This is a genomic window from Nocardia sp. CA-084685, assembly GCF_050955785.1.
In the GTDB taxonomy this organism is placed as follows: domain Bacteria; phylum Actinomycetota; class Actinomycetes; order Mycobacteriales; family Mycobacteriaceae; genus Nocardia.
The window spans coordinates 3,512,491-3,528,193 of sequence record NZ_CP192094.1; the positions used below are offsets into that span (position 1 = coordinate 3,512,491).

Genomic DNA, 15,703 nt, shown 5'->3' on the forward strand with positions numbered 1-15,703 from the left:
CTAGAACACGTTTCGGTCATTGGTCAATGGTTGGAATCCGGCTTGTGACCCCCGGATTCGGCGGTCACCCGATCCGCGGCGGCCACGAGCGCCGTTCCGCGACGATCGATCTCGGCGCCGGTGATGGAAGTTCCGACATACATCGTCAGCACCATGTTCTGCCTGCCGTCGCCGCCGTAGGTGGGTGCCGCGAGCAAGCTGACCGGATGTTCCTTGCGTGGGCGCAGATCGGTGCCCAGATAGACTCGCTCCCCGAGGCTGGTCACCAGTTCGCCGACGAGTTCGCGCACCTCATTGGGCAGATCGCTGGCCGCGACCCCGGCCAGCAAAGCGTACAGTCGCCGACCCGCCGCGGTCAGGCTTTCGACCAGGTAGCCGCGCTCGCGGCACTCCGCGACGATCCGGCGCAGCCGGGCCTCGTCCTGCTGCAGCGGCACCGTCGGCGGCTTGCGCAACCAGGCATCGAAGGCCGCGTCGGTATCCCAGAGCACGTACATCAGACCGACAGGCGGTGCGAAATGGTATGCCGCACCCACCTTGACCAGGCCCGGACCAGTGCTCTCCAGCACCATGATCTGTTCACCGACCACCGCCGATGCGGTACAGGTGGTGCGGTAGAGCGCGGTGAGTTTCTCCAGTTCGCCGCGCGCGATGGAGGCGATGGCGAAGCTGTCCTGCGCGACCCGGCCCGCGGCGATAAGCGCAGGCCCGAGGCCGTAGGTGCGGGTGCTCGGATCGCGCATGAGATAGCCGCCCGCGGTCAGTTCGGTGAGTATGCCGAGGCAGGTCGGTTTGGCGAGGTCGAGTTCGCGGGCCAGTTCGGAGAGTCCGAAGCGTTTGCCGCGTCGCTCGACGAAGAAATCCAGCACTTGAACCACTCGTGCGGTCGGTGCGGATCTGCGGGCAACCATGGACAACTCCTAGAACAGGTTCTAATCTTGCTCATATCGAAATGTACCAGAGTGGTACATATTTGGAACAGCTACTTCGGAGAAGCCTCTTGCTGACACAGCCGTTCGCGGAAGCCATCGCCGCCGCCGAGGAAATAATCACCGGCGCACCGCATATTCGGACCGAACAGGACCTCGTCGAGGGTTACGACTACCTCGCGGGCAGTATTCGCGCCTCTATCCAGATGGCGTGGGCCTTCGAGCGGGACTTTCCGTTCTTCGTCATGTCCACCGGGCCGTATACGAAGATGGGTCTGGACAACCCGGACACCCTCTACTTCCATTCGTATCTGCGCCCCGACGCCGAGTATGTGGTGACCGGAACCCGCGGCACCACCCGCGACCTCAGCTTCCAGGTGCTCAACGGCAACTACTCGCCGGTGGACGTCCCCGATAGTGAGACCGCCTTCGACGCCCGCGCCCTCGATATCGCGGCCGACGGCTCCTACGAGCTCCGTCTCGGCCCCGGCGAGGCGCGCCCTGGCTATGTCCATCTCGCGCCCGATTCCGCCATGATCGTGGTTCGCGAGGTGTACAGCGACTGGGCCACCGAGAAGGCGGGAACGATTCGCATTCAGCGTGTGGACACGATCGGCGCCGCACCGCCGCCGCTGACCAGGGATCTGATGAGCAAGCGCTATGACATCGCGGGGAAAATGCTGGTCTCGCGGCTCAATACCTTCCTGGCGTTCCCGAAGTGGTTCTATCTCAACCTGCCGGTCAACACGATGACCGAACCGCGCTCCACCCCGGGCGGGCTCACCACCCAGTTCTCCTCCGTCGGCCACTACGAACTCGACGACGATCAAGCGATGATCCTCACCGTGCCGAAGTCGGATGCGCCTTACCAGGGTTTCCAACTCGGCAGCATGTGGTACCTGTCGCTGGACTACATCAACCACCAGACCAGCCTCACCACCGACCAGGCGCGCGTGGATCCGGACGGGATGATCCGGTTGGTCATCAGCGAGCGGAACCCCGGATTGGCCAACTGGATCGAGCGCACCGGGCATGCGCGGGGGTACCTGCAGTTCCGCTGGCAACAGCTGTCGCGGGATCTGAAGCCCGAGGACGGGCCGACGGTGGAGGTGGTATCGCTCGCCGAATTGCCCGAGCGGCTGCCGTACTACCAGGAAGCTCGGATCACACCCGAGGATTGGCAGGCGCGGATCGCGGCGCGTCAGGTTGCCGTGGCGGAAAGGATGCTCGGCTGATGTTGTTGCAGGACAAGGTAGTTGTCGTCTCCGGTGTCGGACCGGGACTCGGCCGAGCCATCGCCGTGCAGAGTGCGCGAGCCGGAGCCGATGTGGTGCTGGCCTCGCGTACCGAATCACGGCTGACCGAGGTGGCCAAGGAGATCACCGAACTCGGCAGGCGCGCGGTGGTGGTGCCCACCGATATCAATGATGAAGCCGCCGTCACGAATCTGGTCGAGACGGCGCAGAGCGCGTTCGGCCGTGTCGACACCCTGGTGAACAATGCCTTCGCGATTCCGCCGATCACCGATCTGGCCGATGTCGACCTCGATGACGTGCGCGCCGGTTTCGAGACGAATGTACTTGCCGCACTGCGTTTGACGCGTCTGTTCGTGCCCGCGCTCACCGAGTCGAAAGGTTCGGTGATCATGATCAATTCGGCGGTGCTGCGGCATTCGCGCCGCACCTTCGGGCCGTACAAGATGGCCAAGGCGAGTCTGCTCGCGCTGGCCCAGAGCCTGGCCACCGAACTCGGGCCGAAGGGCATTCGGGTGAATACCGTTGCCCCCGGCTACATTTGGGCCGACAACTTGAAGTGGTTCTTCAATTATCAGGCCAAGCAGCGCGGGATCACCCCCGAACAGGTGTACGCCGAGACCGCCGAGACCATCGATCTACGCAAGCTGCCCGAACCCGATGAGATCGCCGATGCCGTGGTCTTTTTCGCCTCGCATCTGGCACGGGCGATCACCGGCGCCTGTCTGGATGTCAACGGCGGCGAATACCACCACTAGGAGATGACTGTGATCGGCAGAGACGACGTCGGCACCATCGACGATCTACACGCCTCGGCGACCAAGGTTGTCGGATTGAGCGATTTCGGCGACGACGGCTACCGTGAGGGGCTGGCGGTGCTGCTCGAGTCCTATACCAAGGAAGCCGAGCTGACGCCCTTCGGCAATAAGGTCAATCGGGCCTTCCTGCGCGGTGCGCTGATCGCCCGGCTGCTGAGTGAGGCCGCGTGGCAACGCTTTCCGGAACATGCCGAGGTCGCGATCGAGCGCCCGATCTTCGTGACCGGGCTGCCGCGTTCGGGTACGACGGCGGTGCATCGGCTGCTCAACGCGGATCCGGCGCATCAGGGCCTGGAAATGTGGCTCACCGAAATGCCGCAGCCGCGACCGCCGCGCGAGACCTGGGCGGACAATCCGGTGTACCAGCGGATCGAGGCGGCCTTCGAACAGCACCATGTGGAACATCCGGAATTCATGGGCGTGCACCATATTTCGGCGGACCAGGTGGAGGAGTGCTGGCAGCTGCTGCGGCAGTCGTTGATGTCGGTATCCTACGAATGCCTCGGCTATGTGCCCGGATATTCCGAATGGTTGCGCGAACAGGACTGGACCGATGCCTACCGCAGGCATCGGCGCAACCTGCAGTTGATCGGGCTGCCCGATGCCGACCGGCGCTGGGTTTTGAAGAACCCGAGTCATCTGTTCGCGCTGGATGCGATCTTCGAGGTGTATCCGGATGCGCTGGTGATCCAGATGCACCGGGATCCGCGCACGATCATCGCGTCGGTGTGCAGTCTGAACGAGCAGGCCACGGCAGGGTGGTCGGAGAAGTTCCGCGGCCAGGTCGTCGGTGCGGGGCAGTTGGATCTGTGGGCCAGAGGTGCGGATAAGTTCCTCGCGGATCGCAAGCGGCACAATGCCGCTCAGTTCTGCGATGTGTACTACGACGATTTCGTCGCGGACCCGATCGGCACCGTTGGATCGATCTACCGGCACTTCGATATCGAGCTGAGCTCAGCGGCCGAAGCCGCGATGACAGCATTGCATGCGGAGAGCACCACGGGGTCGGCCCGTCCCGTGCATCGCTACACGCTCGAGGACTTCGGCCTCACTGCCGATCAGGTCGACGCTCGCTTCGCCGAATACCGCAACAAGCACTTCCCGACGAGCTAGTGCCCTCCGGATAGCTTCTGCCGTATCGCCTGGTTCGGAGGGTTCCGTCGAACGCGGTCGAATGTGGTCGCCTATGCCGCATTCGACCGCCGTATCACTACGCTCGTCGAGCAGTAAGTCGATCTGCCTGGATGAGGTGCTAGGGGGCACTCGAGATCAGGTGTACTCACCTGAGTCGGTTCTCACTGCTGACCCGGTTTGAGCACGATGAACAGCCCCTTCGCCTCGGCGCAGAGGCGTTCGCCGTCGTGCAGGGTGGCCCGGACATAGACCTTGCGGCCTTCCTGCCGTTCGGTCCAGGCGTGCACCCGCAGTTCGGTATCGAGCGGGGTGATGGAGCGGTAGTCGACGGTGAGCGAGGCGGTGCGGGTCACCTCGCCCGCGTGCATTGCCGCGGCCATGCCGAGTAGATCGTCGAAAGCGACCGCGACCTGTCCGCCGTGGGCGGCCTTATTGCCGCCCAGGTGGAAGGTGCGGAAGGTGATGCGGGCATCGACCCCGTCCCGGCTGGCCTTGTCGACGGTGAACGGTGGGAGGGTGATATTGCCCCGGGATGGCAGGTCGGCCCGGGTCCAGGTCGGTGCGGACCATTCGTCGACCATCGCGGCGTCCAGCTTGTCGTTGAGCTGTTTGAGGACGCCGATCGTCTCCAGCGCGATCTCATCGGTCGGACAGGCCAGTCGGGCGCGATCCATCAGGCTGCGCACCTGTTCGATGAATGCGCCGTAGTGCGGGCCGCCGCGCGAAATATCGAGGTCGTCCAGCTGCGCGTTGATCAGCTCCGACATCGGCCGGAACCCGCCCTCGTGGTGCTCCTCGCTCGGCAGCGAGTTGCCGACCTGCTCTTCGTTCATATAGAACACGTTATCGGTTGCCGGTCGAATGCTCGTTCGGTGGGGCCGCGCTATGCCTGACGCGGTGCCCGGCGGCCGGTAGGCCGTGCCCGCGACAGTGGCCAGCGCACCGACCGTCACCATGTACAGCCAACCGATTCGGAACTCGGCTCACGCCCCCGCGCGCAATATGGTGGTGCCGCCGCATCGCGCGGGTGGACAGGCGCGGTATCTGGAGTCGCCGCTGCCCGCCTACGCCGGTGATTCTGGACTCGCCGCGACGCTGCAGTGGGCACTGGACCACCTCGCCGAACTACTGATCGTCGCCGATCTGGCCAAGCGCGCGAACCTGAGCGAGCGAACACTGGCGCGTCGGTTCCATGCCGAACTCGGCGGTACGCCGTTGCAGTGGCTATTGGACCAAGGGCTGATCGGCGCAAGGGAATTCCTCGAGGGCCGCGATCTGCCGGTCGATGTGGGCGGGTTCGGGCTCGCGATATGACGGTGGGGTGCGGGTGGGGGATGTGCTGGCCTAGTGTGGGTACACGTTCTTCATCAGGTCTTCCGAAAACCCCCCACCGCGGGGCGGGTCGATGGGTCGGCCATCGGGTCGTCACCGAACGGTGTCGCCGGCGAAAGGCTTTGTCCCGTATGCACATTGCTGCTGTTGTTTTCGATATGGACGGCGTTCTGATCGACTCCGAGCCAGTGTGGGAGCAGGTGCGCCGCGCGTATGTGGCCGAGAAGGGCGGGCGCTGGCTACCCGATACGCAGCAGCGGTTGATGGGGATGAGTACGGGGGAGTGGTCGGACTATCTCAGCGGTGAACTCGGTGTCGGTGCGCCGCCCGATACCGTGGCCAATGATGTGATCGAGCGGATGGCGCAGCACTACGAGCAGTCGGTGCCGCTGCTGCCGGGGGCGGTCGAGGCGGTGCAGCGCATCAGCGAACACTGGCCGCTCGCGGTGGCCAGTTCGTCGCCGCGCAGCTTGATAGACACGGTGCTCGGCCGCACCGGACTGATCGAATTCTTCGGCGTCACCTTCTCGACCGAGGAGGTCGACCGAGGTAAGCCCGCACCGGATGTGTACGTGGCGACCGCCGCCTTCATGCGGCACAAGTCCACCGAATGTGCCGCCGTCGAGGATTCGAGCAATGGACTGCGCGCGGCACACGCCGCGGGGATGCGTGTTGTCGCCGTGCCGCGCCCGGAATATCCGCCTGCGCCCGACGCCCTTGCCCTGGCCGCTGAGGTGATCGACACCCTCGACAAACTCACCCCCGAAATCGTCGCCGGAGGGTGAGACCGACTCGCCGATCATCTACACCGGCGAAGTCTTCCAGTGCGGGCGCATGCGTCCCCGTGTCGGCGATCGGGTGCGATTCCGGTGCGATTCGGAGCCGAAAACCATCGCCACAGCCTGCAGCGGCAGCACCAGCGCCGGGCCGAATTCAGAATCCGCCGCTGTGCCGCGACATCGTCACGGGCTGTCGGCATACGCGACCGTGTGGTCGCCGTCGGCGCCCGCAGAACCGCATGGTTATCGAGTTCATCGACACCCGCCGGTAGACGCGGCGTCGCGGTGTGCGCTCTGAACCCGCTTCCATGTGGAGGCCGTAGGACGCGCGGATCCCGGGACAGGGGTCAGGGCTGGTAAGACTCGAGCAAGGCGCGGGCGGCGGCGGTGAGGTCGGCTTCGAGCCAGTCGGGGAGGGCGGGGGCCTGGGCGTGGCGGCGCAGCGCGGCGTAGGGCAGGTCAACGACGGCGCGGCTGACAGCATCGATTTCGCGGTCGCCGTCGCGGCCGAAGCGGGCAGCGGCGATGCGGCGCAGGTGGTCGATGAGCGGTGCGTTCATTTCGTCGAGCCGGGCACGGAACTGCGCATCCGGTCCGCCGTCGAGCAGATCGCTGGGGCGCAGGTTCAGCAACAGCCTCGCGTCGTCGGGTAATTCGCGACCGAAGTGAATGCTCGCCACCGCCATCGCGACACCGGCCTCGACCGGATCGGGTTCGGCGGCAGCGGCCTTGACGCGGTCCTGGAATCGTTCGAGCGCGCGCAGCCAGGCCGCGGTCAGCACACCGTTGCGGTTGCCGAAGCGGTGATAGAGCGTGCCTACGGGCGCCCCACTGGCCGCGGCGATGGCCGCGACGCTAGCGGCACGGGGCCCGTCGGTGAGGACGAGGGTGCGCGCTGCGTCGAGGATCACGTCGGTGTCGTGCTTGCGGGGAGGTGCCATGTACTAGTACGTTCCTTCTATATGGAGCGATTGCCCTACATAGATGAGCATGCCAGATCGGTGGACGCGAATCGCGATCGGGCGTGGAAAGCCTTGCTGAAAGTTGTCTGCAAGGACCCGAACGATCCGTCGAAGACGCCGACCGGCTTCGTGCTCGACGCCGCCGAGGAGCCCGCTCGGCTGGCACTGCGTGGGCGGCACTGGTTTTCGCGCTATGCGCTGGTCTTCGAGTTGGACGAGCAGGGGCCCAGCCGGACATTGGTGCGGGCGCGCAGCTGGGCCGAATTTCCGGGTCTGCACGGAAAGATGTACCGCGCGTTGGTCATCGGCACCGGCGCCCACAAGATAGTTGTGCGCGATATGCTCCGCCGAATCGCGGCCGCGGCATGATCCCGGGGTTGGTCTGGGGTGCCACCGAGGCCGAATGCGAGCTCCCCCTGCCGTGTGACGAAGTACAACCCGGTGGGGTGCAGGCGGATCGGGCGATCAGCATCGATGCGCCACCCAGCGTGGTGTACGGCTGGCTGTGCCAATTGCGGGTCGCACCCTACAGTTACGACCTGCTCGACAACTTCGGCAGACGCAGCCCGCGCCACCGCGATCCGGCGCTGACCGAACTCGAGGTGGGACAGCGGTTCATGTCCTCGTTCACCCTCGTCTCCTTCGTCCTGTGCCGCCATATCACCCTGGTCTCCGGCAAGGTCTGCGTCACCTACGCGGTGCGACCCGAAGCGCACGGCACCCGCCTGATCGTCCGAATGCATTGCGGTGCACCGTGGATTGTGGCCCGCGTGCTGGCCCTTGGCGATGTGGTCATGATGCGCAAACAGTTGCGGACGCTGAGAGAACTGGCCGAGGCCGAGGTATCGCGATAGCCGAGCCGGCGCGGAGCGGGAGGCTCGCCGAGGGTGCGGTGCACGATGTGGCCTGCGACCCGCAGGGCTCGCTCAGCGATCCGGCCGCGATCATGCAGCAGCTGTCCGCGTAGCGGGAAGTGTGCCATTGCCGCCTCGATCGGTGGCAATGGCACTACGCGGTTACTCACATCCGGCCATGCGGTCCAGTAGCAGCGCCTGTTCGGCATTGTTCCCGGTCAGCTCCGCCGCACGGGCGAATTCGGCACGCGCTTCGTCCGGTCGACCGAGCCGGTCGAGCAGGTCGCCGCGGACGGCGGGGAGCAGGTGGTAGTTGTCCAATGCGCCGGTAGCGACGAGCGCGTCGACGAGTTCGAGACCCGCGGCGGGCCCGTGCACCATGCTGACCGCGACGGCCCGATTCAATTCGACGATCGGGGACGGAAAGCGTTCGGCGAGAACCGCGTACAGGCCTGTGATGCGCCGCCAGTCGGTGTCCTCGGCGCTGGGTGCCATGGCATGCAAGGTGGCGATCGCGGCTTGCAACGCGTAGCGACCAGGCCGCAACCCGCGATTGCGGCTGGCCGCATGCGCGCGGCCGAGCGCTGCGAAACCACGTCGGATCAGCAGCTGGTCCCACCGGGAACGCTCCTGATCCGCCAGCAGGACAACGGTTTTCGTCGGGCTCATTCGTGCGGCCGAGCGCGATGCCTGCAATTCCAGCAGTGCGGCGAGGCCGTGTGTTTCCGGTTCATCGGGCAGCAGATTCGCCAGCATCCGCGCCAATCGCAAGGCGTCCTCACACAATTCGACGCGGATCCAATCATCGCCCGCGGTCGCCGAATAGCCTTCGTTGAAGATCAGGTAGACGACCTCCAGCACCGAATCCAAACGCCTGGTCAGCTCCTCACCGTGCGGTACCGCATACGGCACGCGCCTAGCGGTGATGGTGCGTTTGGCTCGCACAATGCGTTGAGCGACAGTCGATTCCGGTACGACGAAGGCGCGGGCGATCTCCTCGGCGGTCAATCCGCCGAGTAGCCGCAGCGTCAATGCCACCCGGGCCGGTTGTGACAACACTGGATGGCAAGCCGTGAAGATCATGCGCAGCAGATCGTCTTCGATATCCTGTGCCGCCTCCGGTTCGGGAGCGGTCCGAAGTTCATGGCCGACCAGCGTCAACTTCCGTGCGAGGTTCTGATTGCGCCGCACCCGATCGATTGCCTGATGTTTCGCGGTGAGCATGAGCCAGCCGCCCGGATTCGGTGGCACACCGTCGCGCGGCCACTGCTCCAGGGCCGCGACCAGCGCGTCCTGGGCCAGTTCCTCGGCGGCATCGATATCGCCGACGATCCGGGTCAACCCCGCGACCAGGCGCGGCCATTCCATCCGCCACACGGTCTCGACCGCATCTCGGATCTGCTCGGGCGACCGGCTCATCTATCGGATCAGCCCTCGGCGAGCTGGCGAAGCTCCACCTCGATATTCCACTCCGGTCCGTGCACGCTCAGAAAGCGCGAGGTCCATTCCACCGCCTCCTGCTTCGTCTTCGTCTGCAGCAGGCAGTACCCGCCGACGACTTCCTTCGATTCGGTGAACGGTCCATCGAGCACAGTCTGCTTGCCACCGCTCTGGTTGATCTTGGTGGCCTCGGTGATCGAATGCAAACCGGCGGTATCCAACAGCACCCCGGCCTTGGTCATCTCCTCGATCACCTTGTTGACCTGCTCGATCAGCGCCTCGTCGGGAACCGGCGCATCCGTCGGATCGACTCGGATCAGCATCATGTGTCGCATCTGGCCATCCTTGGTTCAGTGGTCGGCTTGTCCGACCCTCACTCAACGCATCGAACGGCGTCGCCTCGAATCGACATTCTCGGCGAAAATTCTTCCGAAAGCCACATTCGTCACGCGGGCCAGGCGCGCACGGCGGCCCGCGCGGTCCAGCGGCCGTCGTCGTAGCGGACCGCGACCGGATGGTCGAAGGCCGCGCTCACGTTCTCGGTCGTGACCGTCTCGGCGGCGGGACCAGCGGCAACGGTCCGGCCGTCGGCGATCAGCAGTGCGTGCGTCGTGGTGCTCGGCAACTCTTCCAGGTGATGGGTGACCAGGATCGAGGCGACCTCGGGATGGGTTTCGCCGAGCGCGTCGATGGTCTCCAGGAGTTGTTCACGAGCCGCCACATCGAGTCCGGTAGACGGCTCGTCGAACAGCAGTAGCCGTGGCTCGGCGATGAGTGCGCGTGCGATCAGGGTTCGGCCGCGTTCGCCCTGGGACAGCGTCGGCCAGATCTCGTCCGCCTTACCTTTGAGGCCGACGGTTTCGATCATGGCGTCGGCGCGGCGCAGCTCCTCCGGTGTCGGCGTCCAGCGCAACGGGGTATCGATGGTGGCAGTGATACCGGTGAGCACGACCTCGCGGACGGTCAGCGGATATCGCAGCGGATGGCGCGGATTCACGTGGCCGATCGAGTGGCGCAATGGGGCCAGATCGACTCGGCCCATCCGCTGACCGAGGATATCGACGGTGCCCGAGCTGGGGAAGGTGACCGCGGCGCAGAAACCGAGCAGGGTGCTCTTACCCGCGCCATTGGGTCCGAGCAGTGCCCAGTGCTCGCCCGCATGGACGGTGAGCGAGATGTCGTCGATGATCTGTTTGCCTTCGCGGCGGAAGGTGACATCGGTCAGTCGCAGTACCGGGGTTGCGGGCACGGGAGATCTCCGTTCAATCATCAGGTGAACGCGTCTTTCAAAGCGGTCAGGTGCTTTCGGCTGAATTCCGCTGCGGCACTGGGATTTCGATGTGCGATCGCATCCGTGAGCCGAATATGCGCGTCGTGGTCGGCGGGCTCCGAGGGGACCGGGCGGATCTTGAGCATATCGATCATCGCCACCCGGAGCCGGGGGAGGAAGCTGTCGAAGAGTTGGGTGAGCACATCGTTGTGGGCCGCGACGATGACGGCGCGATGGAATGCCATATCGGCATCGACGTGGTCGGCGATCGGTTCGCCGTGCGCCTCGCGCGTGGCCAGGGCCCGGCGGATGGCGCGCAGGTCGGCCGGGGTGCGGCGTTGGGCGGCCAGGGCGGCGGCCTCGGCCTCGATCGCGATGCGGGCCTCGATGACCGCGGCGATGGTGGCGCGGCGAAGCACCACATCCCAGTCCTCGGTGACATCCAGCGCGGTCACGAAAACACCCGCGCCCTGACGACTGTCGAGCACGCCCTTACCCGCCAATTCGCGGATCGCCTCGCGCAGCGTCGAACGGCCGACGCCGAGCTGGGCGGCGAGCGTCGTCTCACCCGGAAGGCGATGTCCCAGTGGCCATTCCCCGTTCCGGATCCGGGTGAGCAGCAGTTCCGCCGCCTGTGCCGCGAGCGGATGCCGCCGAACCTGCGAGACCATCCGAACCTCTCTACTTGTCTGAGGAGTTGTGTATAGTCTAGCAATCATGCGCACCATGCTTCTGCTTAGCCGCCACGGCGGGGCCTAACGACCGGCCACCCGCCGTGGGGCTTCGTCGTGGCCGGTCACCGTTCTGGGACGGCCACGAGAGGCCAGGAAGCAGTAATCATGACCACGTTCCCCACCATCGCTACGCCCGCCGGTGCCGTCTCGGCCTGGAATAGGCAGCGGCATTCGCAGATGCCCTCGCACCGCTACCGAAGTGTCTACGATCGAGTGCAAGTGCCACTCGCCGAACGCGATTGGCCGAATGCCCGGCTCAGCCACGCGCCGCTGTGGGTGCCGGTCGATCTGCGCGACGGCAACCAGGCGCTGGCCGAACCCATGGATCCAGCACGCAAGCAGCGGTTCTTCGAGCTGCTGGTCGCCATGGGCTACAAGGAGATCGAGGTCGGCTACCCGTCCGCGTCGCAGCCCGATTTCGATTTCGTCCGCCTGATCGCGCGCACCGATATCGCGCCGGAGGATGTCACGATCGTGGTATTCACGCCGGCCCGACGCGATCTCATCGAGCGCACGGTGGAGTCGGTGCGCGGAATCCGCAACGAGGTCGTCATCCACATGTACACCGCGACAGCGCCCGTGTGGCGAAACGTGGTGCTGGGCAAGGACACCGATGAACTGCGCGAGCTGATCGTGTCCGGCGGCCGCCAAGTGCTCGAATTCGCCGGTGATCTGCCGAATGTCCGATTCGAATTCTCGCCCGAGGTATTCAACCTGACCGAACCGGACTTCGTACTCGACATCTGCGACCGCATGACGACCATGTGGGAAGCCACCCCGCAGCGGCCGGTGATCCTGAATCTGCCTGCCACGGTGGAGGTTGCGACACCGAACGTCTACGCCGACCAGATCGAGTACATGCACAAGAATCTGGCCCGGCGCGATAGTGTCATCTTGTCCGTGCATCCGCACAATGACCGGGGGACCGGTATCGCGTGCGCGGAGCTGGCGGTACTCGCGGGAGCTCAACGTGTGGAGGGCTGTGTCTTCGGCAATGGTGAACGCACCGGCAATGTCGATATCGCCACACTGGCGTTGAATCTGCATGCGCAGGGCATCGATCCGATGATCGACTTCTCCGATATCGACGAGATCCGCAGGACCGTCGAGTACTGCACACGCATGCCGATCCACGAAAGGCATCCCTATGTGGGCGATCTCGTACACACCGCGTTCTCCGGCACCCATCAGGACGCGATCAAGAAGGGGATAGCCGAACATCGTGAACGGGCGGCCGCGACCGGTATCGACGAGCGTGAACTCGATTGGCATGTCCCGTATCTGCCGATCGATCCGACCGATATCGGGCGCGACTACGACGCGGTGGTCCGGGTGAACTCCCAGTCCGGCAAGGGCGGCATCGCCTATCTGCTGGAGTCCGAATACGGTCTGGAACTGCCGCGTCGACTGCAGATCGATTTCGCGCGGCATGTGCAGACGCGCACCGATGACACCGGTCTGGAGATCACCGCCGCCGAACTGTTCGAGCTGTTCGAGGCGACCTATCTGTACACCCCGGCGGGCTCGGTCGAGTTGACGCGATGGCGCACGACCGACGCGTCCACCGAGATCACACTGAGCGTCGGCGGTGTCGCCGAGCGCAGCGAACATCGCGATATCGGTCCCATCGAGGCACTCACCGTGGCACTGGCGCGGGTGGGGCATCCGGTTGAGGTGCTCGGCTTGACCCAGCAGTCGATCGGAGCGGGCAACGACGGGACCGCGATCACCTACCTCGAATACCGCATCGGTGCGCGGACCGGATGGGTCTGCGGACGCAGCGATTCGGTTCTCACCGCGTCGCTGGCCGCCGTCATCCGAGCCGCGAACGCGATAGTCTCCTAACGGGTACCACTAGGACATCTCGGTCAAAATGCCCGGGACGGCGGCCGCGCATGAAAAGGTATGCAGCGTGGTGCGGCACGTGACAGGGAACCTCCCCGCTGAGGTGACGAGCTTCGTCGGTCGTGACGCCGAGGTCGCCACGGCCCGCAAGCTGCTGTCCAGCACTCGGCTGCTCACCCTGACCGGACCGGGCGGCGTCGGCAAGACCCGGCTCAGCCGACGGGTGGGGGAGACGGTGCGTCGCGCCTTTCCCGACGGTGTGTGGCTGGTCGAGGTGGCGCATGTGCACGATGGGGACTTGGTGGCGTTGAGCGTCGCGCAGGCGCTCGGCCTGCGCGACGACACCACTTCCCCCGTTATCGGCCTGACCGAATTCCTGGCCGACAAGAGCCTGCTGCTGATCCTGGACAACTGCGAGCACTTGATCGGCGCGTGTGCCGAACTCGTGGACCGGTTGATTCCGGCGACCACCGACGTACGGGTCCTCGCGACCAGTCGTGAGTCGCTCGGGGTCGCCGGGGAACAGGTCATGCCGGTATTGCCGCTCGCGGTTCCGGAGGTGGACGAGGACGAGGCACGCCCGGCGCACGTCGACAGTGACGCACTGCGGCTGCTGATCGACCGGGCGGTCGCGGCGAATCCCGATTTCCAGGTGACCGACGCCAATCGGCGGGTGCTCGCGGCGATCTGTCGTCGCCTGGACGGCATACCGCTGGCACTCGAACTGGCGGCATTGCGGTTGCGGATGTTCACGCCGGATCAGGTGCTCGCGCGCCTGGACGATGCGATGCGGCTGCTCACCGCCGGATTGCGTACCGCGCCGGAGCGGCAGCAGACCCTGGAGGCCGCGATCCGGTGGAGTTACGACCTCTGCACGCCCGACGAACAGCGTCTGTGGGAACAGCTGTCGGTCTTCGCGGGTGGATTCGACCTGGACGCCGCGGAGGCGGTCTGCACGGTCCCGGACGCGCTGTTGGACGCGTTGACCGGTTTGGTGGACAAGTCGGTACTCGGCCATCGGCAGAACAGCGACGGTACCGGGCGCTACACCATGCTCGAACCGTTGCGTCAGTTCGCCTTGGCGCGATTGGTCGCCCACGGTGGTGAGCGGGCGGTGCGGCTGCGTCATCGCGACTACTATCACGGAATCGCCGCGCGGGGACGCACCGCGTACTGGGGCAGCGAGGATATCACCTGGTTCCGTGATGTCACCCGCGAACATCCGAATCTGCGTGCGGCACTGCAGTTCTCGCTCGCCGATCCAGAAAGTGCCCATCGCGCACTGGAGATCGCGACGGAACTGCGCCCGTTCTGGGAGCACTACCGCTTCCTACTGGAGGGCTATCGCTGGCTCCTGGAAGCGCTGGAGAAGGATCACGACCATACAAAGGATCGGGCGCGCGCACTCGCGGCGGCCTCGGTGATCGCCGCCATGCTCTCGGATCCCCGGACCGCGACGCGATTCGCGGACGAATGTCTGGGAATCGCCATCGAACTCGATGCCGAAGACGTTCTCGTCGAACATGCCCTGCTCGCCGCACTACTGGCATTCGCCAACGACGAACCGAGACAGGCACTCGATATCGCCGAGGCCGCATCCGACCGCGCGCGTGCCTGCGCCCACCACGGCGTCGAGATGGAGAGTCTGGCCTTCGCCTATGTGTGTGCGCTGGTGTTGGACGACGAACGCGCGGGCACGATCGCGGATCGCTTTCTCGCCAAGACCCGAGACTACGGCTCGCACCTGTTGGGCGGGCTGGGGCATTGGGCGGTGGGGACCGATCGCTGGCGTAAAGACGAACAGGACGAGGCGATCGCGGAACTGCGCAAGGCGGTCGAGCTGTTCAGCCTGTTCGACCGGTGCGTGTGGACGGCGTCCGGTTTCGACGGACTGGCGTGGGTGGCGACGGCCGATGGCGATCTGAACCGTGCGGCACGCCTGATGGGCGCGGCATCGACGGTGCGGCGCGGCAGTACCCAGCGGCTCGCGCACGAGATGACCGAATTCGTGGGGGACAAGGTGCGTCTACAGGTGCGTGATGCGATGGGCGAGAAGGAGTTCCAGGCGGCATTCGATGCGGGTGCGGCCTTGGGGTTGGAGTCGGCAGTAGCTTTCGCGCTCGGCACCGCGCCGGCTGCCGCGCCGGTGAAAACTATTGCGGCAGACGAGCTTACTCGCCGCGAACGAGAAGTCGCGCGGTTGATCGGGGCGGGTTACACCAATAAGAGCATCGCGAGTGAGTTGGTGATTTCGATTCGCACCGTCGAGAGTCACGTCGACCACATTCTCACCAAATTGGGTTTCACCTCGCGGACGCAGATCGCCGCGTGGGTCAGCCGGAATCAGATCTGA

16 protein-coding genes are annotated in these 15,703 nt (G+C 65.3%); 9 read left to right on the forward strand and 7 right to left on the reverse strand.

Features of this window, described 5'->3' with window-relative positions; genetic code table 11:
- Nucleotides 1-23 precede the first annotated feature (23 nt).
- Nucleotides 24-911, reverse strand: a complete 888-nt coding sequence (locus ACQP2U_RS16055) for a helix-turn-helix domain-containing protein (RefSeq protein WP_433715392.1) — start codon at nucleotides 909-911, stop codon at nucleotides 24-26.
- 89 nt (nucleotides 912-1,000) lie between these two features.
- Between ACQP2U_RS16055 and ACQP2U_RS16060 the strand changes: the two genes are divergently transcribed.
- The 3 genes from ACQP2U_RS16060 to ACQP2U_RS16070 are packed head-to-tail and all read left to right on the forward strand — an operon-like array spanning nucleotide 1,001 to nucleotide 4,113.
- Nucleotides 1,001-2,164: a hypothetical protein gene (locus tag ACQP2U_RS16060; RefSeq protein ID WP_433715393.1), complete on the forward strand. Its 1,164-nt coding sequence runs from the start codon at nucleotides 1,001-1,003 to the stop codon at nucleotides 2,162-2,164.
- Nucleotides 2,164-2,940 (forward strand): SDR family oxidoreductase, encoded by a 777-nt coding sequence (locus tag ACQP2U_RS16065; protein WP_433715394.1) that lies wholly within the window; start codon nucleotides 2,164-2,166, stop codon nucleotides 2,938-2,940. The genes ACQP2U_RS16060 and ACQP2U_RS16065 overlap by 1 nt, the downstream gene beginning before the upstream one ends.
- A gap of 9 nt (nucleotides 2,941-2,949) precedes the next feature.
- On the forward strand, nucleotides 2,950-4,113 hold the full coding sequence (locus ACQP2U_RS16070) for a sulfotransferase family protein (protein ID WP_433715395.1): 1,164 nt from the start codon (nucleotides 2,950-2,952) through the stop codon (nucleotides 4,111-4,113).
- A 182-nt stretch (nucleotides 4,114-4,295) separates the two neighbouring features.
- Here the strand turns inward: ACQP2U_RS16070 and ACQP2U_RS16075 are convergent, their stop codons facing one another.
- Nucleotides 4,296-4,967 (reverse strand): PaaI family thioesterase, encoded by a 672-nt coding sequence (locus ACQP2U_RS16075; protein ID WP_397034699.1) that lies wholly within the window; start codon nucleotides 4,965-4,967, stop codon nucleotides 4,296-4,298.
- Nucleotides 4,968-5,052: 85 nt separating this feature from the next.
- On the opposite strand from ACQP2U_RS16075, the gene ACQP2U_RS16080 reads away from it, so the two are divergent.
- Together ACQP2U_RS16080 and ACQP2U_RS16085 are read left to right on the forward strand one after the other, a co-directional pair.
- Nucleotides 5,053-5,448, forward strand: coding sequence for a helix-turn-helix domain-containing protein (locus tag ACQP2U_RS16080; RefSeq protein ID WP_433715397.1), 396 nt, complete (start codon nucleotides 5,053-5,055; stop codon nucleotides 5,446-5,448).
- A 149-nt stretch (nucleotides 5,449-5,597) separates the two neighbouring features.
- Nucleotides 5,598-6,251: an HAD family hydrolase gene (locus tag ACQP2U_RS16085; protein ID WP_397034701.1), complete on the forward strand. Its 654-nt coding sequence runs from the start codon at nucleotides 5,598-5,600 to the stop codon at nucleotides 6,249-6,251.
- Between the two features lie 341 nt (nucleotides 6,252-6,592).
- Here the strand turns inward: ACQP2U_RS16085 and ACQP2U_RS16090 are convergent, their stop codons facing one another.
- Nucleotides 6,593-7,186, reverse strand: a complete 594-nt coding sequence (locus tag ACQP2U_RS16090; RefSeq protein WP_433715398.1) for a TetR/AcrR family transcriptional regulator — start codon at nucleotides 7,184-7,186, stop codon at nucleotides 6,593-6,595.
- Nucleotides 7,187-7,207: 21 nt separating this feature from the next.
- Here ACQP2U_RS16090 and ACQP2U_RS16095 point away from each other — a divergent pair, with 21 nt between their 5' ends.
- Together ACQP2U_RS16095 and ACQP2U_RS16100 are read left to right on the forward strand one after the other, a co-directional pair.
- Nucleotides 7,208-7,576, forward strand: a complete 369-nt coding sequence (locus ACQP2U_RS16095; protein WP_433715399.1) for a hypothetical protein — start codon at nucleotides 7,208-7,210, stop codon at nucleotides 7,574-7,576.
- Nucleotides 7,573-8,061, forward strand: a complete 489-nt coding sequence (locus ACQP2U_RS16100; RefSeq protein ID WP_433715400.1) for a hypothetical protein — start codon at nucleotides 7,573-7,575, stop codon at nucleotides 8,059-8,061. The genes ACQP2U_RS16095 and ACQP2U_RS16100 overlap by 4 nt, the downstream gene beginning before the upstream one ends.
- Before the next feature lie 162 nt (nucleotides 8,062-8,223).
- Here ACQP2U_RS16100 and ACQP2U_RS16105 read toward each other — a convergent pair whose 3' ends face one another.
- From ACQP2U_RS16105 to ACQP2U_RS16120, 4 genes are all read right to left on the reverse strand, one after another.
- Entirely contained in the window at nucleotides 8,224-9,480 is a 1,257-nt protein-coding gene (locus tag ACQP2U_RS16105; protein ID WP_433715401.1) for an RNA polymerase sigma factor, read from the reverse strand.
- A gap of 8 nt (nucleotides 9,481-9,488) precedes the next feature.
- Nucleotides 9,489-9,836 (reverse strand): YciI family protein, encoded by a 348-nt coding sequence (locus tag ACQP2U_RS16110; protein ID WP_433715402.1) that lies wholly within the window; start codon nucleotides 9,834-9,836, stop codon nucleotides 9,489-9,491.
- Between the two features lie 110 nt (nucleotides 9,837-9,946).
- Complete coding sequence (locus ACQP2U_RS16115) at nucleotides 9,947-10,750, reverse strand: ABC transporter ATP-binding protein (RefSeq protein WP_433715403.1); 804 nt, start codon at nucleotides 10,748-10,750, stop codon at nucleotides 9,947-9,949.
- A 20-nt stretch (nucleotides 10,751-10,770) separates the two neighbouring features.
- Nucleotides 10,771-11,442, reverse strand: a complete 672-nt coding sequence (locus tag ACQP2U_RS16120; RefSeq protein WP_433715404.1) for a FadR/GntR family transcriptional regulator — start codon at nucleotides 11,440-11,442, stop codon at nucleotides 10,771-10,773.
- Nucleotides 11,443-11,682: 240 nt separating this feature from the next.
- Between ACQP2U_RS16120 and ACQP2U_RS16125 the strand changes: the two genes are divergently transcribed.
- Nucleotides 11,683-13,350: a 2-isopropylmalate synthase gene (locus tag ACQP2U_RS16125; protein WP_433716484.1), complete on the forward strand. Its 1,668-nt coding sequence runs from the start codon at nucleotides 11,683-11,685 to the stop codon at nucleotides 13,348-13,350.
- Nucleotides 13,351-13,429: 79 nt separating this feature from the next.
- On the forward strand, nucleotides 13,430-15,703 hold the full coding sequence (locus tag ACQP2U_RS16130) for an ATP-binding protein (RefSeq protein WP_433715405.1): 2,274 nt from the start codon (nucleotides 13,430-13,432) through the stop codon (nucleotides 15,701-15,703).

Bases quoted from the DNA above. Each gene is read 5' to 3' on its own strand.
- ACQP2U_RS16055 (WP_433715392.1), bottom strand. From the start codon at position 911: ATGGTTGCCCGCAGATCCGCACCGACCGCACGAGTGGTTCAAGTGCTG.
- ACQP2U_RS16065 (WP_433715394.1), top strand. From the start codon at position 2,164: ATGTTGTTGCAGGACAAGGTAGTTGTCGTCTCCGGTGTCGGACCGGGA.
- ACQP2U_RS16075 (WP_397034699.1), bottom strand. From the start codon at position 4,967: ATGAACGAAGAGCAGGTCGGCAACTCGCTGCCGAGCGAGGAGCACCAC.
- ACQP2U_RS16085 (WP_397034701.1), top strand. From the start codon at position 5,598: ATGCACATTGCTGCTGTTGTTTTCGATATGGACGGCGTTCTGATCGAC.
- ACQP2U_RS16090 (WP_433715398.1), bottom strand. From the start codon at position 7,186: ATGGCACCTCCCCGCAAGCACGACACCGACGTGATCCTCGACGCAGCG.
- ACQP2U_RS16095 (WP_433715399.1), top strand. From the start codon at position 7,208: ATGGAGCGATTGCCCTACATAGATGAGCATGCCAGATCGGTGGACGCG.
- ACQP2U_RS16100 (WP_433715400.1), top strand. From the start codon at position 7,573: ATGATCCCGGGGTTGGTCTGGGGTGCCACCGAGGCCGAATGCGAGCTC.
- ACQP2U_RS16105 (WP_433715401.1), bottom strand. From the start codon at position 9,480: ATGAGCCGGTCGCCCGAGCAGATCCGAGATGCGGTCGAGACCGTGTGG.
- ACQP2U_RS16110 (WP_433715402.1), bottom strand. From the start codon at position 9,836: ATGCGACACATGATGCTGATCCGAGTCGATCCGACGGATGCGCCGGTT.
- ACQP2U_RS16120 (WP_433715404.1), bottom strand. From the start codon at position 11,442: ATGGTCTCGCAGGTTCGGCGGCATCCGCTCGCGGCACAGGCGGCGGAA.
- ACQP2U_RS16125 (WP_433716484.1), top strand. From the start codon at position 11,683: ATGCCCTCGCACCGCTACCGAAGTGTCTACGATCGAGTGCAAGTGCCA.